At 40.7% G+C, this 24542-nt stretch carries 20 protein-coding genes; 9 read left to right on the top strand and 11 right to left on the bottom strand.

Annotation, left to right across the window (positions count from 1 at the left end; all coding sequences use genetic code 11):
- Positions 1–19: 19 nt before the first annotated feature.
- Complete coding sequence (locus tag KPF51_RS09945) at positions 20–1753, bottom strand: DUF4153 domain-containing protein (protein ID WP_064661057.1); 1734 nt, start codon at positions 1751–1753, stop codon at positions 20–22.
- A 367-nt stretch (positions 1754–2120) separates the two neighbouring features.
- On the opposite strand from KPF51_RS09945, the gene KPF51_RS09950 reads away from it, so the two are divergent.
- Positions 2121–4073, top strand: coding sequence for a site-specific recombinase (locus tag KPF51_RS09950; RefSeq protein WP_061406437.1), 1953 nt, complete (start codon positions 2121–2123; stop codon positions 4071–4073).
- A 52-nt stretch (positions 4074–4125) separates the two neighbouring features.
- Here KPF51_RS09950 and KPF51_RS09955 read toward each other — a convergent pair whose 3' ends face one another.
- From KPF51_RS09955 to KPF51_RS09970, 4 genes are all read right to left on the bottom strand, one after another.
- Positions 4126–4470: a hypothetical protein gene (locus KPF51_RS09955; RefSeq protein WP_005718023.1), complete on the bottom strand. Its 345-nt coding sequence runs from the start codon at positions 4468–4470 to the stop codon at positions 4126–4128.
- 139 nt (positions 4471–4609) lie between these two features.
- Positions 4610–4999, bottom strand: coding sequence for a RidA family protein (locus KPF51_RS09960; RefSeq protein WP_005718022.1), 390 nt, complete (start codon positions 4997–4999; stop codon positions 4610–4612).
- A gap of 62 nt (positions 5000–5061) precedes the next feature.
- On the bottom strand, positions 5062–5643 hold the full coding sequence (locus KPF51_RS09965; RefSeq protein WP_005724155.1) for an aminotransferase class IV family protein: 582 nt from the start codon (positions 5641–5643) through the stop codon (positions 5062–5064).
- Positions 5644–5646: 3 nt separating this feature from the next.
- On the bottom strand, positions 5647–6621 hold the full coding sequence (locus KPF51_RS09970) for an aminodeoxychorismate synthase component I (protein WP_005724154.1): 975 nt from the start codon (positions 6619–6621) through the stop codon (positions 5647–5649).
- Between the two features lie 108 nt (positions 6622–6729).
- On the opposite strand from KPF51_RS09970, the gene KPF51_RS09975 reads away from it, so the two are divergent.
- Positions 6730–7296 carry an anthranilate synthase component II gene (locus tag KPF51_RS09975; protein WP_005757641.1) on the top strand — a complete coding sequence of 189 codons (567 nt, stop codon included), beginning with the start codon at positions 6730–6732 and terminating at the stop codon, positions 7294–7296.
- Between the two features lie 214 nt (positions 7297–7510).
- On the top strand, positions 7511–8062 hold the full coding sequence (locus tag KPF51_RS09980) for a hypothetical protein (protein WP_015690934.1): 552 nt from the start codon (positions 7511–7513) through the stop codon (positions 8060–8062).
- 459 nt (positions 8063–8521) lie between these two features.
- Here KPF51_RS09980 and KPF51_RS09985 read toward each other — a convergent pair whose 3' ends face one another.
- From KPF51_RS09985 to KPF51_RS10000, 4 genes are all read right to left on the bottom strand, one after another.
- Positions 8522–9532, bottom strand: coding sequence for a YeiH family protein (locus KPF51_RS09985; protein ID WP_061406313.1), 1011 nt, complete (start codon positions 9530–9532; stop codon positions 8522–8524).
- A gap of 167 nt (positions 9533–9699) precedes the next feature.
- Positions 9700–10953, bottom strand: a complete 1254-nt coding sequence (locus tag KPF51_RS09990) for a sigma-54 dependent transcriptional regulator (protein ID WP_005752036.1) — start codon at positions 10951–10953, stop codon at positions 9700–9702.
- Positions 10946–12928, bottom strand: coding sequence for an ATP-binding protein (locus tag KPF51_RS09995; protein ID WP_005752035.1), 1983 nt, complete (start codon positions 12926–12928; stop codon positions 10946–10948). The genes KPF51_RS09990 and KPF51_RS09995 overlap by 8 nt, the downstream gene beginning before the upstream one ends.
- Entirely contained in the window at positions 12925–14160 is a 1236-nt protein-coding gene (locus tag KPF51_RS10000; RefSeq protein WP_061406312.1) for an ABC transporter substrate-binding protein, read from the bottom strand. Before KPF51_RS10000 ends, KPF51_RS09995 begins: the two co-directional genes overlap by 4 nt.
- Positions 14161–14539: 379 nt before the next feature.
- Here KPF51_RS10000 and KPF51_RS10005 point away from each other — a divergent pair, with 379 nt between their 5' ends.
- The 4 genes from KPF51_RS10005 to KPF51_RS10020 are packed head-to-tail and all read left to right on the top strand — an operon-like array spanning position 14540 to position 19409.
- Positions 14540–15529: an ABC transporter substrate-binding protein gene (locus KPF51_RS10005; protein ID WP_005724123.1), complete on the top strand. Its 990-nt coding sequence runs from the start codon at positions 14540–14542 to the stop codon at positions 15527–15529.
- Between the two features lie 14 nt (positions 15530–15543).
- Positions 15544–16632 carry an ABC transporter ATP-binding protein gene (locus tag KPF51_RS10010; RefSeq protein WP_010907172.1) on the top strand — a complete coding sequence of 363 codons (1089 nt, stop codon included), beginning with the start codon at positions 15544–15546 and terminating at the stop codon, positions 16630–16632.
- A 2-nt stretch (positions 16633–16634) separates the two neighbouring features.
- On the top strand, positions 16635–18329 hold the full coding sequence (locus tag KPF51_RS10015; RefSeq protein ID WP_005752033.1) for an iron ABC transporter permease: 1695 nt from the start codon (positions 16635–16637) through the stop codon (positions 18327–18329).
- 21 nt (positions 18330–18350) lie between these two features.
- Complete coding sequence (locus KPF51_RS10020) at positions 18351–19409, top strand: ABC transporter ATP-binding protein (RefSeq protein WP_211599595.1); 1059 nt, start codon at positions 18351–18353, stop codon at positions 19407–19409.
- A gap of 110 nt (positions 19410–19519) precedes the next feature.
- On the opposite strand, the gene adhE is transcribed toward KPF51_RS10020, so the two are convergent.
- Complete coding sequence (gene adhE, locus KPF51_RS10025) at positions 19520–22144, bottom strand: bifunctional acetaldehyde-CoA/alcohol dehydrogenase (protein WP_005724120.1); 2625 nt, start codon at positions 22142–22144, stop codon at positions 19520–19522.
- Between the two features lie 245 nt (positions 22145–22389).
- Between adhE and KPF51_RS10030 the strand changes: the two genes are divergently transcribed.
- Positions 22390–22956 (top strand): acetate uptake transporter family protein, encoded by a 567-nt coding sequence (locus tag KPF51_RS10030; RefSeq protein ID WP_061406310.1) that lies wholly within the window; start codon positions 22390–22392, stop codon positions 22954–22956.
- A 205-nt stretch (positions 22957–23161) separates the two neighbouring features.
- Positions 23162–23971 (top strand): alpha/beta hydrolase family protein, encoded by an 810-nt coding sequence (locus tag KPF51_RS10035; RefSeq protein WP_059246360.1) that lies wholly within the window; start codon positions 23162–23164, stop codon positions 23969–23971.
- A gap of 33 nt (positions 23972–24004) precedes the next feature.
- Here the strand turns inward: KPF51_RS10035 and greB are convergent, their stop codons facing one another.
- Positions 24005–24481, bottom strand: coding sequence for a transcription elongation factor GreB (greB, locus tag KPF51_RS10040; protein WP_005724117.1), 477 nt, complete (start codon positions 24479–24481; stop codon positions 24005–24007).
- Between the last annotated feature and the right edge of the window lie 61 nt (positions 24482–24542).

A 24542-nucleotide genomic window follows, 5' to 3' on the forward strand; every position in this document is an offset into this window, starting at 1 on the left:
ACCGCACTTTTTTGTGATGTTATGGGGCGAGATAAAACTCAATATAACCACCCTGATAAACATAGCCTTTTATGTCACCATGGACTTCATATTTGAAATCCATGTCACGAAAAATGAGCAATCCTCCTTCCCTTGTGGGTACTTGGGTCAGTTCTTTCGCTAACGGCAGTAACGTATCTTGTGAATATTTTTGGTGAATATCTAAACCTGCTGCTTTAAAAACCTCGACAAAATAGTGTTCATCAAAACTGTACTTGTTATGCTTATCAATCAGATCAAATTGACGTTGAAAGAGTGTGGATTGTTCTAGTGTCTCACGCTCATTTGGATCGCCACTATTAACATAGCCATTAATCAAATGTAGTGTCTGATAAGGTGCGATATCAATGGTATAGTTATCCTGTCGACGAGTATCGTAAGCATAAAAGGTGATCGAGGCTTCTTCATCTTGATATGGCGTATTATAAATAATCTGGTTGTAGTAAAAACCATGTAAATAATTGAGTTTTTCTTGACCATATTTGGCGACAGCCGCTGGATTGGTCTTGATATACCCCCCAATAATTTCTTCTAATTGTTTATATTTTTCGACTTGTTCACTGCTTAGTTGTTTAGCGAACTGACTGTCAAAGATGGTTGCGCTAATTTGTTGCTGTTCATCCAAGATATTCAGTTCACTGAGCAACCGTTCAAAACGTGCTAATTGATGTTGCTGTGCCAAATAATAGGGAGACGTGAGTATTGTGCTGATAAAAAGAAGCAAGCAGGCAGTAAGGCTAAATAAGCGATATTGTTGCAAGCGCTGCGTCATGGAAAATAAAATAAACAAGGTCATCATACTGGCGAGCACGACAAGCATAACGCGGATTTCGGTTAAACCATAAGTGGTAATACGCGTGTGGATGCCTACCCAAAGTAAAACCAGTGGCGCAATAGAGAGATAAGCAAAAATGCGATAGAATCCTGTCCATTTTGCGTCAATCAGCAGTAAGCGTAGTCCTTGACAACATAAGCCTAACGCGATGTATGGCATGATAATATACGCCACACCACCTTTCGGTAGTTCGAAATAAAACAGAATTTTAGCCAAATACAGGTACACGATCAGGGTATAAAGGATAACAACCGGTGAAAAAATAAAGTTGACGATCAATTCGATCACATAATGAAACCGTTCACCTTGAAAGTTTTGGGCTAAGCGCTGTTCAAAAATCAGAAAGAAAACCGGTGTAAAAAAGCACATGATAAAAAGGAGCGTTTTCGGCACGATACGGTAGCTTAATAGATTGATATTAAACAAGTATTCTATACTGTTCAAAACCAATACAGCACATATACAAATGATGCCTGCTAACACAATAGCCAGGGCAAGTTGAGTCAAACGTGACACCGTGTTATACACAAAAAGTCGGTTCTCTTTTGCCAGTGGATAGGTAACAAACAGCACAAAATGAATGAGCAATAGTCCCCAATAAGCGTCATTATCATAGATAGGTCGCTCAGCAAAATAAAAGGCAAGCGTAATAAGAATGGTATAAGCAATAGCAAGCCCATTCGCGTATTTGCGCTTGTTTAGCAGTAACACTGTGGAGAAATAGATCGGTAGCAATAAAACGACAATCATATCTCGGGAAATACTTTCATCTTGTATCCACGGAATAAATGCCGTACTGATGAAAATAAACGACATCGCGAGAGGGTATTGTTTGATTAAATCGCTTAATCTGTGCGTGAACGATTGTATGATATTCATGTTATTTCCTTCCCTTCCTTTAAATAAACAAGTAACACAAAATCACCTCATTTTAATGTTTTTATAAGTCGTTGAATAGCGCAAATAAAAAGCCATAATTCGCGGTATATTGACAGAATTCTGTTGTAAGAAAAATGAGTGTGGTGGCTGTACAACAAGTTCTTATGTTGTATTCAGCCGGTTTATTGCGTAATGAATGTGATTTTTTTCAATTAAAGTCGCGAAGCGTCAGTAACAGGTGTGTTTGATTTACATGCAATAAACTGGCACTTTTTATACATAATAGGCATCTACAACTTTGTTTTTTTTAATGATTCCCTTATTATGCTCAAACAAAAATCACATTGTTTACTGTTATATCCTATATATGATCGAAAAATACCCTTTAAACGAAAACAATATTCTCCCTTTTTTGACCACACAGATTGAGCAACAAAATGCCTTTACTTTGTTAAATGCCGCTTGTCAGTGGATGCGTGCCGGAGGCAAAAAAGAGGCAGCACAACGTTTTCATTACATCACGCAACTATTTTATGATGACAAGGTATTGGCGCAGAAAACCGCCAGTCTTTTGTGTCAATGGATTTGCCAACTTCGTTTATATCCCCTGTTTATTAGTTGTGGGATTTTAGGCAGAGAAGGCTTTGGACGCGAAATTCAAAAACGTTTATATGAACGTTTAAACCCCTCTTTCAAAGATTTAAACGATTTACGTGATATTTTCTTTGTCCTCTTTTGTGAAGAAAAGGATGCCGACTGGTTACAAGCAGTCGCCATTCAAGACTGGGTGAGGTTATTGGACGTATTACAACAGCACTGTACGGATCGTGATCGGGAAAATGTGCATAACCACTTGCGTTATGAGGGCTTGTTCGCCATTGAAATGCTTGCCATTTGGATTGCGGCGGAAGAATTAGAGCCTGAATTGATGCGCTTAGATCCTTCGTTATTGGATGCCGATTCGCCTTTCGTCGCATTACAACGCGAAGTATCACACTGGGTCAGCGCACGTCGTCAACACTGTCATTATGATGATGCACATTTACAAGTGATGTTTACACAATGTCGTGAACAAATCGATCGCTTACATAAGCGTGGTTCAAGTGCAGGATCCACCCTCGGTGTTGCCCATTTATTAACCCGTTTAGATCAAACGCTCGATCGTTTAGCTACACTGATGGATCTCTTTCAACAGGATCAGCTTCCGCCACGACGTATTTTGATGTTTACCGGTGAATTAGCCGTGGCATCGGCACAAACTCACAGTGCAGTGGATTTATGGAAACAAAGTGTCAAAATGCTCGCACGCAGTATTACGCAAAATAAAAGTGATCATGGCGAACACTATATTACGCGCGATGCAAAAGAATACCGTGCGATGTTTTTTTCGGCGGCTGGTGGGGGCATTTTAATTGCCTTAATGGCGTTATTTAAACTGTATTTAGGTGATCTGATTGAAGATCGTGTCTGGCGAGGTATTGCTGAAGGGCTGAATTACGGTATTGGTTTTACATTAATTTTTATGTTGCATTGTACTGTGGCGACTAAACAGCCCGCAATGACTGCAGCACGTTTTGCAGAAACGGTGGATAATGGACAAGGCAAATCCGTTAATTTGCAATTAGCTCAACTGCTGATCGATGTGTTTCGCTCGCAAACAGTGGCAGTTTTGGGTAATGTCACTTTAGCGATTTCTGTGGCTTGTTTGCTTGCGCTAGGCTATCAACATTATGTTGGTACACCTTTATTGAGTGAGGCGGAGATTGCCTACCAACAAAAATCCCTTGATCCGATGAAAGGGTCCTTATGGTTTGCCGCCATTGCGGGTTTCTGGTTATTCTTTTCTGGGATTATTTCTGGTTATTTTGATAATCGTAGTAATTATTTGAATCTAAAAATGCGACTACGCAATCACCCTATTTTACGCCGTCTGTTGACCCGTAATATGCGCTACAAATTTGCAGAATACTGGCATGATAATTACGGTTCGATTATGGGAAATCTGTGTTTTGGTTTATTGCTTGGTTTAACGGGGTTAGTCGGGTACTTGCTTAATTTACCGTTGGATATTCGCCATGTGGCGTTTTCTTCTGCGAATTTGGGCTATATGGCGATCAGTGGCGCGTTCACTTGGCAGATGTTCTTACAAGGTTTAGTGTTCGTGTTATTGATTGGTATTGTGAATTTGATTGTCAGTTTCTTTATCGCGTTATGGGTTGCGTTGCGTTCTTTAGAAACAGAAATTGAGAGCTGGTGTGATATCGCGCAATGTGTTTTGAAATTGATTAAACAACGTCCACTATCGTTGTTTTTCCCTTAGCACTGAAAAAGTAAGAAAAAATGACCGCACTGATTGGGTGCGGTTGTTGATTTTATTGAGGATAATGGTTGCGTAGTGCATGGATTGCCTGTGTCGGGAGCATGATCACCGATTTTAAACTGCTTTCAATCAGGCGAATGATACTTTCTCTTGGTCCATCACGCCAATCATCACTGGCATAAAAAGCATCGAGCTGCTGTTGCAATTTGGTTTCTGTCTCAAATGCACGGATTAAATAATAGCTGTCAATATCATGTAATGAATTTCCATACGCAATGACATCAATCCCATGTTGTTTATGGAGTGGAACACTGATCTCACACATAATTTGGTGAAACGTTTGTCCTGATTGTGGTTTTAAACGGTATTGTAGAATCTCGATGACTTGATTTTGCATAGTTTATTCTCTATCAGTAAAGGGCGTTTTTGGCTATCAATAGAAAAACGCCCAATAAAAATCACTTATCAACTTGCTTTGAAGAGAGCAAGTGAAAAGAGATTGTTTTGCTACGACTAAGATAAATGCAAGCTATTTATTAGGCTTTTACAGCGATTGCCTCGATTTCAATCCCCACATCTTTCGGCAAACGTGCCACTTCCACACATGAACGAGCAGGGAAGCTAGGGTGATTGTTCTCTTTAAAGAAACGTTCATATTCCGCATTGACCGCTGCAAAGTCATTTAAATCTTTCACAAACACCGTGGTTTTCACGATATTTGCGACTTGTAATCCCGCTTGTTCCACAATCGCTTTCACGTTTTCTAACGATTGACGTGCTTGTGCTACGATATCCGCTGGCACTTCACCGGTTTTTGGATTCACTGGAATTTGCCCAGAGGTTAACAGCATATTACCTAAATCTACTGCTTGTACATAAGGACCAATGGCGGCTGGTGCATTGTCAGTATGAATTACTTTCGTCATGTCGTTTATCTCCTTTTATCTGACTGAAAAAGTTGTTTTATTTTACGCTGTTCAAGGAAAATTTACAGCGGATTTAGTGCATTAATTAACCGAATTTCTTCAAATTGTGCGATCTCTTGCAATAAGATGGAACGGGCTTGAATTTTGCCTTTTTGTAATAACCAGGCTCGTTGTGTGCCGTAAAATAACGGGCTATCTGGGGTGAACCATTGCTCACCTTGGCGAAACACCAGATTACCAATACTGCAATCTGTCACCTTGCCGTGTTTGATAATCATAATCTCATCACAATCCCCACGCTGAGCAAATAACTGATTTAATAATGCCCGATCAGCATATTTCAGATCATAGTTAATTTCATCGCAAATGACAGGCTGAAAAGTGCGGTAAATTTTGCGTTGATAGGGAAAATAATGCACGTCACAGTCTTGCTGATTGTAATCAATCCGACAACGGATTATCGGCGCATGTTGAGTGTGTTCAAGTGCGGTCGGAATCTGAATAATTTTCGCAAGATCCTGTACTTTCGCTCCTTTCTCGCCGTAAAAGGTCGCCAAACTTGCCGCATAACGTTGTTGATGCAGGGAAAGGTGCTGAATTTCACCGTTCACAATAGCGATCGTCTCAAATAAAGGAAATGTCATCGCTTATCCTACTGGTGCATACACTTTTTGGATCAATTCTTGGTACTCGTCTTCTAGCTCGCTTAAGATCGTAATCCCGCCACCGCTGCGGAAAATCAATTTCTCGTCCACTTGCTCAATAAAACGAATTGCCACCGCACTTTGTAACGACTCACCATCGAACAGACCAAAAATCCCCGTGTAATAACCGCGTGGCTGCTGTTCTGCGGCGTGAATAATTTGCACGGTTTTTTCTTTCGGTGCCCCACTAATCGAGCCTGCAGGCAACAACGTGGCTAATATCGTGCCAATGCGGGCTTGCCAATTTTCCGCAAGATCGCCGCGAATTTCCGAACTTGTCTGCAAGATTGCCCCTTTTTGTGTCTGAATCTTTTCCACATAACGAAAGCGCGTCACTTCCACCTTCTCGGCGACCGTTGCCAAATCGTTGCGCATTAAATCCACAATAGTGTAATGTTCTTGCCGCTCTTTGTCAGAATCTAACAAGCGTTTTTCCGCCTCAGGCAACGTAGCATCAATGGTACCTTTCATCGGGTAAGTATAAATTTGATTGTGATGAATATTGACAAAGCATTCAGGCGAAAAGCACACAAAGCGATCCCGATAGTACAATTTATAGGGAGCTGTCGTTTGTTGAAAAACCTGTTCCAGACGCCAATTCATGTTAATTTCGGTCGGATAGGTGAGATTCAACAAATAAGAATTGCCTTTTTGTAGCTCTTTTTGCACTAAGTCAAAGCCACGCTGATAAGCTGCTTTTGAGATAGGAAATTTGTGCAGTTCAAAAGGCTTGTGAGGCATTTCAGTCTGCCAATTGACATTCTGCTGCCCTCGTATCGCAAAAAATAACCCTAATTCTGCCGCCTGAGCTAACGGACAAATAATCGGTTGCTGTTGTTCAAAATCAATCAAAAAGAAAAACGGCTGACGTTGTTCACCAAACTGATTCGCCTGTTGAATAAAAGCATGGAAGGACATAAGTTATCTACATTTGAAAAAAATTAGGGAAAGTTTAACGGAAAATGAAACAAAAATCCGCATTTTCCTTTATACTTTGCCTCTTTCTCCACAGAATATGGCGCAGATATGAAACGACTTCTTATCATCAATAATCAAGATTCTTTTACCTACAATTTAGTGGATATGATCCGCCGATTAGCGGTGCCTTTTGACGTGGTCAACGTGCAAGAATTGGATGTGGACGAGGTCGCTAATTACAGTCATATTCTGATTTCCCCTGGTCCTGATGTGCCACGCGCCTATCCGCAATTGTTTGCGATGTTGGAACGCTACCACCAATCAAAATCCATTTTAGGGGTATGTTTGGGTCATCAAACGCTGTGTGAATTTTTTGGCGGCGAATTATACAATTTAGACAAGGTACGTCATGGGCGTAGTCAACGCCTGCAAGTGCGCTCACCTTCTGTCCTATTTCGAGGACTACCCACCGAGTTTCAAATTGGGCTATACCATTCTTGGGCAATTCGTGAGCACAATTTCCCCGCAGCGCTCACTATTACCGCGCATTGTGCCGAAGAAGTAGTGATGGCATTTCAGCATAACCACCTACCCATTTACGGAGTGCAATTTCATCCAGAATCCTTTATGACGGAACATGGCGAACAGCTATTACGCAATTGGCTGGAAAATTAACTTCTTGAGAAAAACAAACCGCACTTTCTAGCGAGTATGATAGTGTAGAAGTTCGTATACATACTTCTCTGTATGTGATAGATCATGGTTACTTTTAGTTAGATTATGAAATTTAAGTTTCTTTAAGAGGAATCATTGATTTTATTGTTTTAATTGAGTATAAATATTGCTCAGTAATAAATATAATTATTTATTTAATAATTAGGATTTAAAAATGAGGGCATTTTTAAGTAGTTATCGAGAGTTAAAGTTTACGGAAAAGTTTTATTATACTTCAGCTTTTCTTTGGGTCTTACCAATTTTTATTTTTGCTTTTACCTTGCCTTCTTATCCAGATACGCCATTTTACTTTGCATTAAATGAATATTTAAACCAATTTCTTTTTGATGATATTTTTGTTCAGTCAAAAAAATTTCCGTTTGCTGCTAAAGTAATCGGGAATTATATGGGGTTAACCATTCCTATTGCCAATGTTATTTATATATTATTTTATATTCTATTTGATAAACGGCGTGTTGATTCTTTTTTTAAGTGTAATTTGAAAGGAATTTATGTAGTAACAGTATATTTAATGATTATGGCGTTTTTTTTATATAACGTTTATGTTCCTCAAGGTGTTAGTTCTGGGTTGAGTCAAAGATATGATAGTTTTAGATTAGGATATGCGATAATTGCATCAGGTGTTTATTATATACTAATATGTTCACCATCTTTCTTTATAGTACACTTAATAAATAAATTAAGAAATTTGATATCAGTTAATTAGTGAGCTTTAGTTTGTAATATAAAGTGAGATTCGTTATATAAATAATATTTGATTTAAGTGAGTGAATAAGAGGGATTTGTGGGTCATATAGAGTTAGGTGAAATTACTTGTATTATTGCAGATACTTCTAGTGGATGTTTGGATAGCTCTAAAAATAAAAAATAATCACTATGATTATTTAATTAATTACTCTCCTTTTTAAATAAAAAACAAGTTAACCCTCGACCTGACGAATGTGATTCCAATTTCTGATATCCTCTTATCTGACAAAAAACGGATAATTTTTCAAAGCTGACCACTCCAATCGTCATCCTTAACAAATGCTTGAAAAACCGCACTCGTGTGGACTCGAGCGTGATCGGAATTGATGATATCACCTTATCTAATACAAAAGCGGTCAATCTCTCAAAGTGCAAAACGTTTTTGAAATTGACCGCACTTTTCTGATTTTTCGGCTAGCTAGAGTAGTTGGCTAATGCCCACATTCACGAAAAATCCACCGATGACCAACCAGCATAGTACGAGTGCGCCCAAAATCAGTGGTTTGATGCCAGCCTGTTTAATGGCGCTGATATGTGTGGTTAAGCCTAGAGCGGTCATCGCGGCGATCAGTAATAAGCCGTCAATTTCCACAATCCAAGCGACGATATGGGCGGGGATGAGAGAAAAGGAATTGATCACCGCCATGAAAATAAATAAAAAGGCAAACCAGGGAATAGTGATTTTGCTATTTTGTGGATTGTCACTTTGCTTCGCCAGTAACCAAGACACCAATAGTAAGAATGGGGCGAGCATCATCACCCGGATCATTTTGGAAATCACGGCGGTATCTGCCACCGCAGGACTAATATTGCCACCCGCCGCGTACACTTGCGCCACTTCATGCACACTTGAACCAATATAAATGCCAAATTGATGTTCACTTAGCCAAGTAGTGAGATAAGGGTACATTAACGGGTACAAGAACATGGAAAGGGTGCCAAAAATCACAATGACGGCTACCGCAATCGACACATGATGGGATTCCGCTTTGGTGACCGGTTGCATGGACATAATCGCAGCAGCACCGCAAATGCTACAACCACCGGCAGTTAAATACACAATTTGTTTATCCATTTTTAAATAACGAATCCCTAGCCACAAGGTGAGCAAGAAAGTGCTAATCAGCATAATGGTATCCGTCGCAATAGCATTTATGCCAACGTTACTAATGTCTTGTAGCGTGAGGCGAAAGCCATACAAAATAATACCTAAGCGTAATAAGGTGCCTTTGGCAAAAATCACGCCTTGCGCGGTGTATTGAGAAATTTTGGGGTAAAAAGTGTTGCCGAATAAAATACCTAACAGAATCGCAATCGTCAGTGCACTGAGGTTGGCATTGAGAGCGAAAGGCGTTTTCGCCAAAAGATTCACTAGAAAAGTTAAGATGCCAATAAAAACTAAGCCAAGAAAGAGTGTATTTTTTTTCATCATCGTTATTTTTGATACAAGCTATGGGAGCTAAAAAGGATAAAGTGATTTTGGCGAGATGTAAAATAGATTGTGATAAGAAGCAGGATTTATATTTATGCAGGACGCGAACAAAGAATAGCCCACATTGAGCGCAGGCATCACATCCTATTTTCTTAGTTTTTTGCCTAACATTTATAGTGCTTTTTATCGATATGGTGTTTTTTCATACGCAAATAGAGTTTTTTACGTGGAATATTCAGATAAGTCGCCACATCATTAATTCGCCCTTGATAAAAAATTAACGCATCTTCAATGATTTGTTTTTCATATTCATTGATCTGTTCATCAAGCGGTTTGATATGCTCTGTTTTAAGGGCAAGGGGATTGCTCATTGGCGTTTGTTCTGCCAGTAAGCCAATCGCATATAACTCTGCCACATGGATAAGCTCTTTGACATTGCCTTGCCAAGTTTGTGTGAGTAAATGTTGTATTAATTTTTTATTGGGTTCGACGTACTCTTTATTTAATCTGGCGCAACTTTTATGCACATAATGGCAGAAGATAGGCAGAATATCGCTGGGGCGTTTTTTGAGTGGCAATAATTCAAATTGCGTATGTAAAAATAAATAATACAGTTCTGAGCAAATCCGTTGTTCTTGAATGAGCGTGAGCAGTGCGAAATCACTGATTAAGATCAGCCTAAAGGCGCATCCTTCCATATTTAAGGCTTTGGCTAAATGTTGTTGTTCCGTTTGTGCTAAATGGTGGATATTTTTTAACACCAGTGTGCCCTGCTGTACATCGTCTAGGCATTTGTCTAGGTTGCATTGTGCTTGCGGTAAACATTCATGATAAATAAACGGAGCGTTCTGACGGGCACTGAGTTTATGTAAGTAAGTAGCAGAAAGATAACGTCCGGTGCCCGTTTCTCCCCATAAAAAGAGGGGGACATCAATGTCGGCGAGTTTTTGTAGCTGGTGGCGCATAGCGATAATCCATTCACTTTGACCAATAAAGCTTTCGCTCAGCTTTTCTAATTGCCATTGACGATTTTCCATTAAGGCAGCGCGTTTTTCTAATGCTTGTGCGACTTGAATCAGTAAATTTTCTGCTGAGATGGGTTTTTCAAGAAAATTTGTGGCGCCTTTTTTGACAGCCTCCACTGCCATGGGAACATCACCGTGACCCGTGATCATAATCACAGGAATCTGTGCATCGCGTTGAATGATATCTTCTAAGATTTTTAAACCTGAAATATTGGGCAACAAGACATCACAAAGGATGACCCCAATCCAGTTTTCTGGAATTTGCGCCACAATATCTATCGGGTCTGCACAGGTGATCACTTGATAGCCTTCTTGTCGTAATAAATCCTGATAAGAATCGAGAATATCCATGTCGTCATCAATTAAGAGTACGTTATAGGCAGGATTAAACATGTTGAGCCACCTTAAATTTTAATATCACTAATGCATTATGGGTGAGAGTAGAGGCAATGGTCAATGATCCTTGACATTGTTCCATGATGGATTGACTAATGGACAGTCCTAAACCTAAATTGATCGATTTACTGCTCGAAAAAGGTTGCAATAACTTGTCAGTTAAGGGCCAACCTTGACCATTGTCGGTGATCCATAAACAGAGGTCTTCCGCATTATCGCTGTCAACGTCAATATGAATTTGGGGTGGTGTGTGTTCAATGGCTTCTAAAGCATTGAGGAAGAGATTGACAAACACTTGTTCGATAAGGACATCTTCACCTAATACGAGTGGTAAATCTGTGGGCGTGATGAGCTGACTTTGACGCGGTTTATGTTGTGATTCCAATAATTCCCACGCGCTTTGAATACAATCCATTAAATTGACAGCTTGTATTTTGCCGCTCCCTTGGCGTGAGAATTGCCGTAAACGTTTGACAATCAGCGCCGTGCGTTCAACTAAATGATTGATTTTATTTAAGTATTCAAGTGCTGCCTCACTGTTTTGTTTACTCACGGCTTTTTTCGCACTAAACAAATAAGCGTTCATGGCATTAAGTGGTTGTGTAATTTCATGGCTAATCGAAGTCAAGGTTTTACCGACAGCAGCCAGTTTTGCGGCTTGGGTTAGTTCATTTTGGGCATTTTCTAATGCGGTTTGTACTTCAATACGGTGTTCGATTTCCTCTAAGAGAACTTGATTACGCGATTTTAACTCTTCTGTTTTGTGATTCATTTCGAACAGAAATAAGCGCAATAATTTAGCAATCCGCCCTAATTCATCATTGCCATAAATGGCGATTTTGACGTTGGGCTCGCCATTGGTTAATTGAACTACGGCGTGGTTAAGTTGTTGAAAACGTTTTAAGAGACGTAAACGAATATAAAAGAAGTTAATACCGATGACAAAAATTCCCGCAAATAGCATCACCAATAAAATTAATGCGCCGTTGAATGTAGTACTTTTTTCGACAATATTATGCAGTAAATGTAATTGTTGTTTACTGTTACCAATTTGAGTACTGATTTGCTCGCGAAATGCCTCGAATATCTTATCACTTTGTTGAATCAGCTGTTCTCGTTGTTGGTTCAGTTCGGTACGGATTGCAAATAGGGCGGGGAGTGCTTGTGGGTTTAAGCCAAAGTTAATCAGTTCATCTAAAATTTGTTTAATGGTTGACGTGGAGGAATGAAGACCAAGCAACTGAATTCGGTTAGTAATTAATAACGATAAATAGCTCAAATAATTGTGTAGTCGAATGACATTGCTTTCAGTTGGCTCTGTTATCTGAGTGCGTAATTCCGTGATAATTTGCTCTTCATAAGTGGTGAAATCGTAAACTAACAATAATTCTTGTTGTAGTTTTTTTAATTGTTCGATTTTTTGTTTGTTGTGTGGCTGTTGAACAATATTGTTAGCCAGAGTAGATTGTTGCCAGCTCATTTCTTGCAAAAGTGCGGTGAATTCATTGTGAAAATCATTATGTAACCAGTTGATTTGAGAAATGGTTTTATTCAATTCATCGTTTAACGTAAGCGTACCTGTGATATTTTGTGATATTTGTTCTAAAAGTGAGGCTTGTTGCTGTAATAATGCCATCAAATCCTCATCTAAATTTTCGTCTAATTCAATGATCAGTTCCTTTAACGTCGAAAGCTGTTGCTTTGCATGGTTGTAGCGTTCGACTTTCTCATTGGTGTTTTTGACATTGACCAAATGGATAAAGGCATGATGGAGGATATTAATTTGTTCTTCTGTTTGAAACGCGGCTTGCACTTTAGGAAAATCTTTATCGAGTGCGAAATTGATTTCCGTGCGTTGTTGCTGCCAAGTATAAAGCCCCACGCCACCGACAAACAGACAAAGTAGCCCACTGATCAGAAAAGACAGTTGTAAGCCTGTGCTCAAATCTAAATGTTTCAACCATTTTTTCATTCTTGATTTTCCAATGCGTTAACGAAAGCAAGTTGCTGGGCAATAAAAAAATGTTGCCAATTAAGTAATTCTTGGCTGCGATTAAAATGGGTTAAGTAATCATCATTTTCTGCTTGTTCTGCGGATACTGGTAAGGCAGTGAGAATTTGGCGTAGCTCAGGAAGCGGTCGATTCAACGCGCGTTCTTTTTGGTGTAATAAATGCCAATGTTCTTTCAATAAACTTAAACGGTGAGTAATTTGTTGTTCAAATAATAATTTGACTAATTCTTGCCGCTTAATTAACAGATGATAGTTCAGTGGAGGTTGAGCGAAGAGTTGCTGTTGTAGTGCGGCTTGAGGATGACTTGCAGGCAGTGGGGTAATCGGGTATTTGCTCATCTGCGGATCGGTTAGGATTTGTTGACCTGTGGCACTGAGTAAAAAGCGAATAAAGCGGAATGCGTGTTGCTTTTTGCGACTTTCTGCTACGACAGCAATAAAGGTTGGCGAAATTGGAAAATCAGGAAAATAATGGAAAGCTAAATGTGATTGATCCTGTGTTGTTAAAATATGTGCATAGTTATCAATAGTAATGCCCACCGCGCCTAAATTCGCTTGCACTTTATCCACCACCCCAAAACTGCGTGATGAAATTGTCCCCACATTCAACATAATTTTTTCAATTAATTCCCACCCTTGTTGCCAACCATAGCGCTGTAATAGCGCTTCTACCATGATGTGATTTGTGTCTGATCGCGTAGGGCTACTGATAATCACGAGCCCTTGTAAATCCGGATGCGTAAGATCTTGCCAAGATTGCGGGAAAGGTAAGTGATTTTGTTGTAATAACGGGATATTAAAAAGCATGCCGTAACCTGACAGTGCAAAAGCAATCGTGGTCGGTTGCAGGAGATCGGGGAGGAAGCGTGTGTCATGCTCAATGTTAGGAGGTAAGGGGGCTAGCTTGTTTTTATGCTGTAAATTATAAAACAGCATCGGAGATGAACTCAGAATGAGATCAACTTCACGCGCTTTTTCAGTAGAAAGCAGCTGATTTAATGAGGCACTCGTGCGGTTTAAGGTAGTAATTGGGAAACTATCGGGTTGTTTATTCCATTCCTTGATGAGATGTTGCACACCCTCTAAAGCAAATGTTGTACCGATCACGAGCTCCTCTGCTTTTATTGGATGAATAAAAGCCAATAAGGTGACGACAAAGTATATGATGTAATTTTGTCTTTTGGAGCGCATAGTGATCACATCGATTAACCCATCTTACTGTGTCATCTTACCCAAAATAGTGGCGGAATAGGGGCTTTTTTTTGTGATCTATCTCAAAAAAAGAGAATTTATATTTTAAAGACTTATCGGATATTTTGAGTCATTTATAGGGCTTTTTTTCATAAATCATTGGAAGCGACGTATCGCTTGAGAAAATGTGTCAATTTTGACAGCCATATCATGTCAAAATGAGTTAAATTTGACTGATTTGTCGCACATTGACGAGACTTTTATTTTGTGTTTTTGGGGGGTATTGTAGGTTAAATTTCATACGATAGATGAAATCAGTTTAGTGGTAACTCCCCCTCATAATCATTCTCATACATCACAAAATAGGAAGGATCAGATCATGAAAAAAACATTCTCTTCAGCCCTGATTGCACTCGGATTAAGTATGACAATTGCAGGTGTTGCGCATGCAAATGAAAAACTCATTGTTTATACCTCGATGAAAGAATCGTTAATTGGTGCGTTAAAAACAAAATTTAACGAAAAGCATCCTGACATTGCGATGGATTATCAATCTGCTGGTGCAGGCAAACTCATGGCAAAAATTGCTGCAGAAAAAGAATCAGGACAAATTATGGCAGATGTCATTTGGACCAGTGAAGTACCGGATTTCTTTAAAATGAAAGCTAATGGCATGCTAGATGCGTATGTGTCACCTGAAGTTGAGCATATTGTGAACCCGATTCCAGATTTTGATGGTTCCTTTACGCCGATTCGTTTAGGTACCTTAGGCATTGCCTATAACACGCGTTTTGTGAAAGAGCCACCGACAAGCTGGGATGATATTACGGGCGCAAAATACAAAGGGGCTTTTGGTATTGCTAACCCGGCTTTATCGGGAACGGCGTATATGAGTGTTGCCTTGTTGAAATCGACTTTTGGCTGGGAGTTTTTTGAAAAAATCAAAGCTAATAAAGGTAAAGTGGGGAAAGGATCGGGTCAAGTCGTGGATGATACTGCCTCGGGTGACTTATTAGCGTCGTTAGCGGTGGATTATATTACCAACGACAAAATCAAAAAAGGTGCGCAGCTTAAATTGGTCTATCCAAAAGAAATGTTAGTGATTCCAAGCCCTGCTGCGATTTTCAAAGGCACCAAAAACCCAGCTGCGGCTAAAAAATTCATTGATTTCTTATTGTCTGAAGAAGCACAACACATTATTGCGCATGAAGGTACGTTACCAGTGAGAAAAGGTGTTGCAACCTTAGAAGGTATGCCAACAGTAGAAGATGCGATTAGTCGTGCTATTCCGATTGATTATCAAGCAATCTTGACGGAGAAAGAAGAGATTGTGAAGAAATTCACCCAAATCCTCCAAGGACGTCAATAAAACAGGAGTGCACTATGGCAACAATCACATTCGAAAAGGTCAGTAAAGCGTTTGGTTCGAATGAAGTGCTAAAAGATTTATCTCTTGTAGTGAAAGATGGTGAATGTTTTACCTTACTTGGACCATCTGGCTGTGGTAAAACGGTCTTACTTCGTTTGTTAGCCGGGTTTGACGTTCCTGATAGCGGACGCATTTTAATTGACGAACATGTGGTGTCTGATCCAGCAGAAGGCATTGATATCCCCCCTGATCAACGAAGTCTGGGGGTGGTATTTCAAGATTATGCGGTTTGGCCGCACATGACCGTTTTCGACAACATTGCGTATCCATTAAAGCTGAAGGATTTAGATAAAGCCTTAATTCAGCAACAAGTGATGGAAGTGGTTAATTTGGTCAATTTGACGGGATTGGAAAAACGTTTACCTTCCCAACTTTCCGGTGGACAGCAACAACGTGTCGCACTAGCACGTGCGTTAGTGGCGAAGCCCTCTTTGATGTTATTAGATGAACCATTAAATAATCTCGATGCGAATTTACGAGAAGAAATGCGTTTTGAAATCAAAGAGTTACAAAAGAAATTGGGTATTACGATTTTATATGTGACTCACGATCAAGAGATTGCCCTCGCGATTTCCGATCGTTTAGCCATTATGGATAAAAACGGTGATATTCAACAAATTGGCACCCCTTGGGAGATTTATGAAAAATCTGCTAATGAAATGGTGTTTAAATTCATGGGGTTAGCTAATTTTATCCATGTGCGCTATGAAGAAGGACAGCATTTCATTGGGCAAGGTAAGCAAGCATTACAGTGGCAAAATCTGCCTGCGGAATCCGGCAAATTAGGTTGTCGCCCTTCAGATATTATTTTGAGCAAATCTGGGGAAGGATTAAAAGGTAAAGTGGCGCGAGCCAGTTTTCTTGGCGCCGTAATGGATTACATGATTAATATTGACGGCGTGTCTTTACGAACAGAAATTTCCACCAATAAAGCATTGCAACATAATTTGATGTTCCAAGAGGGGGAAGACTGTTACGTTAATTTCCATGATTTGCTTTGGTTTACTGATAATCAACAACATGTTCAGCAAACAAGGGGGTAGCAATGGCCGCAGTGATTCAAAAAAGTCCATTTAATGTGGCGAATGCGATTTTAGCGTTATCAATTGGGATTTTGGTGATTGTGGTTGCTGTCCCGGTGTTATTGATTTTTATTAATTCCTTTTGGGTAAATGGGCAATTTAATGTTACCGATGTCGTCAATATTTTGAAACAGAAAGAAACCTACGAAGCCTTATTGAACTCATTATTCATTGCCGTTGGTGTGACGATCATGAGTACGATCGTGGGGACATTTTTTGCCTGGTTAGTGACACGTACCGATTTGCCTTATAAAGGGCTGATGAAAGTGATGTTTCTCGTGCCTTTTATGTTGCCGTCTTTTATTGGGGCGTTAGCTTGGAAAATGTTACTTTCCCCTCGTGCCGGCTATATTAACCGTTTCTTTATGGATACGTTTGGTTTAGAGGAACCGATTTTCAATATCTACAGTTATACGGGCATTATGGCGGTAGAAACCATGTATTTGTTCCCCTTCGTCTTTATTCAAGTATGTGGCGCACTTGAGCGTATGGACCCGACGTTAGAAGAATCAGCGCGTATTTCTGGTGCCAGTCTTTTTACCATTACACGTAAAATCACGATTCCATTAGTGATGCCGAGTATCGTGTCGGGTGCGTTATTGATTATGCTTTACTCTATGGCTCACTTTGGTACGGTGGCTGTATTAGGGGTGGAAAATGGGATTTTCAATATTCCGACCTTAATTTATGAACGTATCCATCAAAGTGCGGGGAGTTTTGAGGCAATTCGGACCGGAACAGTGTTAGCGACAGTATTAGTGGTGACGGCTGCGTTGATTATTTGGTTGCAAAATAAAATTCTTAATCGTGGACGTTTCCAAATTATTGCGGGTAAAAGTTTCCGTCCTGTTGAGGTGAAACTCAGAGGATTAAGAATGCCATTATTGTTTATTTGTGTGTTCTATATTGCGTTTACCATTGTGTTACCAACGGTCACGATTTTTATCGTGGGAGGGTTAAAAACTTATGGTCTGCCAATTACTTGGGAAAATCTCACCTTTGATAACTACAAATTTATCTTGTTTGACTGGCAGCTCACTAAAGATGCGATCCGTAATAGTGTGCTATTAGGTTTAGCCGCGGCGGTGATAACGATGTTTGCTGGGGTAATGATCTCTTATGTCATTGTGAAGATGCGAGTGAAAGGCAAAGGGATTCTTGAATTCTTGGGTATGTTGCCATTCTCAGTACCTGGCTCGGTGATTGCGTTAGGGGTTATTTTAGCGTGGAGCGGTAAATTTGGTATTAATTTATACAACACAGTATGGATTATTTTGATTGCCTATATTGCGCGTTACATGGCGTTCTCACTAAAAGCCAACTCCGCAGCGCTAGAACAAGTACATGACTCTTTAGTTGAAGCAGCACGTGCTTGTGGTGCAAGTATGTGGCAATCGCTGAAAGATATTGTCGTGCCGTTAGTGCGTCCGGGAATGATTGCTGCTTTCTTCCTCATTTTCTTACCGGCATTAAGAGAATTAACGGTTTCGGTAATGCTATATGGTCCGTCAACACGTACGATCGGGGTGGCGATTTATACCCTGAATGAAGATGGCGAAACGGTTTATTCTGCAGCATTAGCGGGTATTGCATTAATTATTATTGTGTTTGGGCAAACCGTGATTAAACGTTATGCCGAGAAGAAAACACAGAAATAGCCGAATATTAAGGAGAAAATGATGAGCTATATTCAACTTAATCATGTGATGAAAAAATTCGGCGATGTCATTGCCATTCCTGATCTGAGCCTCAGTATTGAAAAAGGGGAATGTTTTTCTATGTTAGGACCGTCTGGTTGCGGTAAAACCACGACATTACGTATGATCGCAGGATTTGAAGATTTAGACGGCGGAGAAATTCGTGTAGGCGATCGTTTACTTTCTTCCAAAATCACTAATTTCTATTTACCGCCAGAGAAGCGTAATTTTGGGATGGTGTTTCAGGCTTTTGCGGTCTGGCCGCATATGACGGTATATGACAATGTGGCATTTCCTCTCACCTTGAAAAATGTGTCAAGACAGGAAATCGAAAAGCGGACGAATGACGCGTTAAAACACACTAATTTGCTGAATGTTGCACAAAAAAGCCCAGATGATTTATCCGGCGGGGGAAAACAGCGTGTGGCATTAGCACGTGCTTTGGCGTTAAATCCAGATGTGATGCTACTTGACGAGCCGTTATCCAGTTTAGATCCCCATTTAAGGGAAGAGATGCGCTTTGAAATTAAAGCCCTGCAACGTAAATTTGGTTTTTCCATTATTTATGTGACTCACGACCAAGCCGAAGCAATGGCATTATCGGATCGGATTTTGGTGATGAGGAAAGGGCTCATTGAACAAATTGATGCGCCATTGAATGTGTACAATAACCCAAGCAATAAATTTGTGTTTAATTTTATTGGGTTATCGAATCAATTACAGGTCAATTTATCTCCCCAAGGGGTGTCTTTTGCAGGACTGGATGGTACTTTTCATATTCAACCTTCGCCTCCAATAGCACTGGTGCAACAAGGGAAAGCGATTTTAGCCACGCGCCCGTCAGAAATTGATTTTGTCAATGAAGGCGGCGTAGCAGGCGTTGTGAAACGGCGTTCTTATTTAGGCGAAGTAATTGATTACAATATTGTTGTGGGTGATCAGGAACTCCGTGTGCAGAAAGGGCGTCGAGATCCCGGACCAAAAGAGGGTGAAAGTTGCCAACTCGTATTTACTCGATTACATTGGTATCCCGTGGAGTAGCGGTTTGGACAAATAAAAGCGCTGTAAAGACAGCGCCTTTTTTCATTGCTTGAGTGAACGTGCTATCAAAACGTTTTCAGTATTGATCGCACTTCGGGGTTAAGAGGTAATTAGTATTGATTGGCATCATAACCATAGTAGGCATTGGTTAAGATCACCTCCATATCGCTTACTACAGGTAAACGTGGGTTGGCTGGCGAACATTGGTCTTCAAAGGCGAGTAACGCGACTTGGCGACGAGCGTCCATCCATTCTTTTTCATCAATACCTTGCTCTTTGAAGGACATCTTGATACCCACGCGAATGGCTAAGTCATAGCACGCTTGTGCAAAGGATTTCACCCCTTCTTCTGGTGTGGCACAAGGTAAACCGAGCATACGCGCGATATCTTGGTATTTCACATCCGCTTTGTAGTAATTGTATTTTGGCCACGTTGCCGTTTTTTGTGGACGTGTGCCGTTATAACGAATCACATGTGGCATTAAGACCGCATTGGTACGACCATGTGGAGTGTGGAAACGCCCGCCAATTTTGTGTGCAAGGGAGTGGTTCATGCCCAAGAAGGCGTTAGCAAATGCCATCCCTGCCATGGTGGACGCATTGTGCATTTTTTCACGCGCTTCGGGATCTTTGTCTTTCACGGAGCGTTCTAAATGTTCAAACACGAGCTTGATCGCTTGTAGGGCTAAACCGTCGGTAAAGTCGTTGGCGAGCACTGACACATAAGCTTCCGTGGCATGGGTTAACACGTCTAGTCCGGTATCCGCAGCGACATGTGCCGGCACACTCATCACAAAAGCCGGATCCACAATGGCGACTGTTGGGGTGAGCGAGTAGTCAGCGATAGGGTATTTTTTATCGCCTTCGGTGATGACCGCAAATGGCGTGACTTCTGAACCTGTGCCTGAAGTCGTTGGAATGCCGATAAAGCGCGCTTTGCGCCCTAATTGTGGGAATTTGAACGCCCGTTTGCGAATATCCATGAATTTTTGGACTAAATCACGGAAATCCACTTCAGGTTGTTCATAGAACAACCACATGACTTTTGCCGCATCCATTGCCGATCCACCACCTAACGCAATAATCGTATCGGGTTGGTAGTTGCGAATTAATGCTGCGCCACGGCGTACCGTTTCGATAGATGGATCAGGTTCTACATCAGCAAACAATTGGTAGGTCACATGGTTACCACGCGCGGTAATTTGTTTAGCAATTTTTTCCACAAAGCCTAGATCCACCATGGTTCTGTCAGTGACAATCACCACGCGTTCCATGCCTTTCATTGATTGTAAATATTGAATTGAATCGCGTTCAAAATAGATTTTTGAAGGCACTTTGAACCATTGCATGTTATTTCTCCGTCTTCCCACACGTTTAATATTTAATAAATTGGCTGCACTGACATTGTTACCGACGGAGTTTTTCCCGTAGGAACCACAACCGAGTGTGAGTGACGGGAGGAAGGCATTATACACATCGCCAATGCCCCCAAAGGTCGCAGGCGAGTTCCAGATCACACGAATGGCTTTCACGCGTTCGCCAAAGGCTTTGGCAATGCTTGCCTCTTTAGTATGAATGGCGGCGGAATGTCCTAAACCATGGAAATTCACCATGGCTTCAGATAACGCAAAGCCATGTTCTGTTGACGTGGATTTTAATATCGCGAGGACTGGGGAAAGTTTTTCACGGGTAAGGGGTTCGTTTTCGCCCACTTCTTGACAGGCTGCCACCAAAATATTGGTTTTTTCTGGCACTTTGAAGCCCGCTTGTTCGGCGATCCATGTGGCAGGTTTTCCCACAACCGCGGCATTTAATTTTGCGTTAGCACAATTTGTACTGTTGGCTTTGACGCCGAAAAGAAATGTTTCTAACAAGGCTTTTTCTTTTTTATTTACAAAGTAAGCACCATAAGACTGCATTTCTGCCACAAATTCATCGTACACCTCTTTATCGACAATGGCGGCTTGTTCAGAGGCACAAATCATGCCGTTATCAAAGGCTTTTGACATCACAATATCATGCGTAGCTTGTTTGATATTTGCGCTTTTTTCCACATAAGCAGGTACGTTACCCGCTCCTACGCCAAGAGCTGGTTTACCACAAGAATACGCCGCCTCAACCATCGCATTGCCGCCCGTAGCAAGAATGGTAGCAATGCCTGGGTGTTTCATCAGCGCAGCGGTGCCTTCCATCGACGGGGTTTCAATCCATTGAATACAATGTTCTGGCGCCCCCGCTGCAACGGCTGCCTCATAGACTACGCGTGCCGCATGAGCAGAACATTGTTGTGCGGAAGGATGGAATGCAAAGACGATGGGGTTACGGGTTTTTAGTGAGATAAGGGCTTTGAAAATGGTGGTGGACGTCGGGTTGGTCGTTGGGGTAATTCCACAAACCACGCCAACAGGGTCTGCAATTTCGGTGATCCCTGTGACATCATCCTCACTGATCACCCCCACGGTTTTCAAATTCCGCATATTGTTGACTACATATTCACAGGCAAACAGATTTTTGGTGGCTTTATCTTCAAATACCCCGCGCCCTGTTTCTTCATAAGCATGCATAGCAAGCACCCCATGTTGATCTAAAGCAGCTACTGAGGCTTTTGCCACAATGTAATCCACTTGCTGTTGATTAAGCTGACGGAATGCTTCTAATGCCAGCAATCCTTTTTCAACCAGTACATTCACTTCTGCTTGTGCTGGGCTGATTTCAATTTCAGCAGTATGACTCATCATAATTTCTCCTAATTTTCCAAATATAAATTATTTAAACTGAAAAAATTATATTCAATTAACTACCTGAAAAGTAGTAAATTTGGCAAAATCCGCCCAAAGTGTGATTTTGATCAACTTTTTTTGGTGTGCTTGTTTTCTGTACAATATTTTTTCTCTCCCCCCCTTTCTTTCTTGGCAAAGATCGAGGATACTATCGCCCCTTTTCATCAGCTTATTTTTATTTACATTTAAGGAAATTTTTTATGCCATCATCAAAAGATAAATACGCCAATCCGGGTCCATTAGGTTTATGTGGTTTCGCGTTAACAACCTGGTTACTGTGTTTAATTAACGGGGGCTTTTTTGATACACAAAGTATTGGTTTAGTGCTTGGTATGGCGTTTGCTTTTGGCGGTACGGCACAAATGATTGCAGGTATGTTTGAATATAAAAAAGGCAATACTTTTGGTTTTACTGCATTTATTAGCTATGGTGCATTTTGGTGGTCATGGGCACTATTTACGGTCTTCTTCAAAGGTAATACGCCAGCAACCTTTATCGGTTGGTATTTAGCCGTTTGGGGTACCTTCACACTCATGATGTTTTTCGCTACGTTTAGTAAACCGCGTGCATTACAAGCGATTTTCTTTTTCTTAACCTTAACTTTCTATGCGTTAGCCATTGGTGATGCAACTGGTAATCACAGTATCGTGAATATCGGCGGATATTTAGGGCTAATCACCGCACTTTGTGCCTTCTATTTAGCCGCTGCAGAAATGTTCATTGACTCTTACGGTCGTGAAATTTTACCTATCGGTGCGAAAAAATAAGATAACCAACTGAAGGGAGTAATTACTCCCTTTTTCTTTGTTCTTCTCATCAGACTAAACTTGATGATCACTTCCCTTTTCTGCTCTAATCCGCATCATTAAACTGTTTGCTTTCCCATTACTGTCGGACTATATTGATGATTGAGAATGTACGCCGTATCTCATTATTGGATGTCAATTCTTTAATAAGTAGAGGGTCGTATTTATGAAAAAATGGATACTCATTTCAAGTTTAAGTTTAGGGCTTTGTTATTCAGTTTCTGCGGTTGCATTTAGTGAAAAAAATGTGGAAGTCTATAGTCAGGCAATGAATAAAAATATTCCCGTCACGATTGTGTTACCGGAAGGTTATGCAAGCAGTAACAAATATAGCACCATTTATACCTTACACGGTTGGTCAGGGAATAATCGTAATTACCCCGAGAAAACCGGGCTTGGCGAGTTAGCAGATCAATACAATGTGATTTATGTGTCACCAGACGGCAATTATGACAGTTGGTATGTGGATAGCGAACTGAAAAAAGAGTCAAAATATTATACCTTCGTGTCAAAAGAATTAGTGGATTATGTCGATAAACACTACGCGACTCACACAGATAAAACACAACGCGCGATTACGGGATTGAGTATGGGCGGCTTCGGTGCCTTGTATATTGGGATTAAAAATCAAGATCGCTTTGGCAATATCGGCAGCATGAGTGGTGGCGTGAATATTGAACAGTATAAAAACAATTGGGGGATTAGTGCAGTCGTGAATAGCAATTGGCAAGATTACAATATCAAAGATCTCGCTCATGGTCTCATTTTTACCAAGAGCAATATCATTTTTGACTGCGGTGTCGATGATTTCTTTATTGAGCCAAACCGAGCATTACACCAAAAACTATTAGATTTGAATATTCCTCATCATTACACTGAGAAACCGGGCGGACATTCGTGGGTTTATTGGAAAGATTCTATTGCGTTACATACACATTTCTTTAGTCAGAAATTTGCACAAGCTAAAGAGAAATAAGTAAGTGAAAAAAGAGGCAGATTTCTGCCTCTTCTATTTTTCGTACCAAATTTGGTTGATATACAGTATCACCAAGCCGGAGGGCGTCTCGACTTTAATCTCATCATCAATAGATTTGCCAATTAAGGCACGTGCCACCGGTGAGTCAATCGAGATCCAATTTTTCGCGGGATCAAATTCATCACAGCCGACGATACGGTAGTGTTTTTCTTCTCCCGCTTCATTTTCGAGGGCGACCCACGCACCAAAAAAGACTTTGCCTTCTTGTTTAGGGTGATAATCGACGATTTGCAAGACTTCTAAGCGTTTGGTTAAAAAACGCACACGACGGTCGATTTCGCGTAAACGGCGTTTGCCATAAATATATTCCGCATTTTCACTACGATCGCCTAACGCCGCGGCATCTGACACCGCTTGGGTCACTTTCGGACGTTCATCTTTCCATAAGAATTTGAGTTCTTGATCTAAGGCATTCCAGCCAGAACGTGTGATGTAATTTGATTTTGCCATACTGTCCACCCATCTAAAAAGATAGGATTATTCTACCGCATTGGACGCCTTTGGGGTAAGT

It is taken from the genome of Pasteurella sp. XG20 (genome assembly GCF_018968665.1).
In the GTDB taxonomy this organism is placed as follows: Bacteria; Pseudomonadota; Gammaproteobacteria; order Enterobacterales; family Pasteurellaceae; genus Pasteurella; species Pasteurella multocida.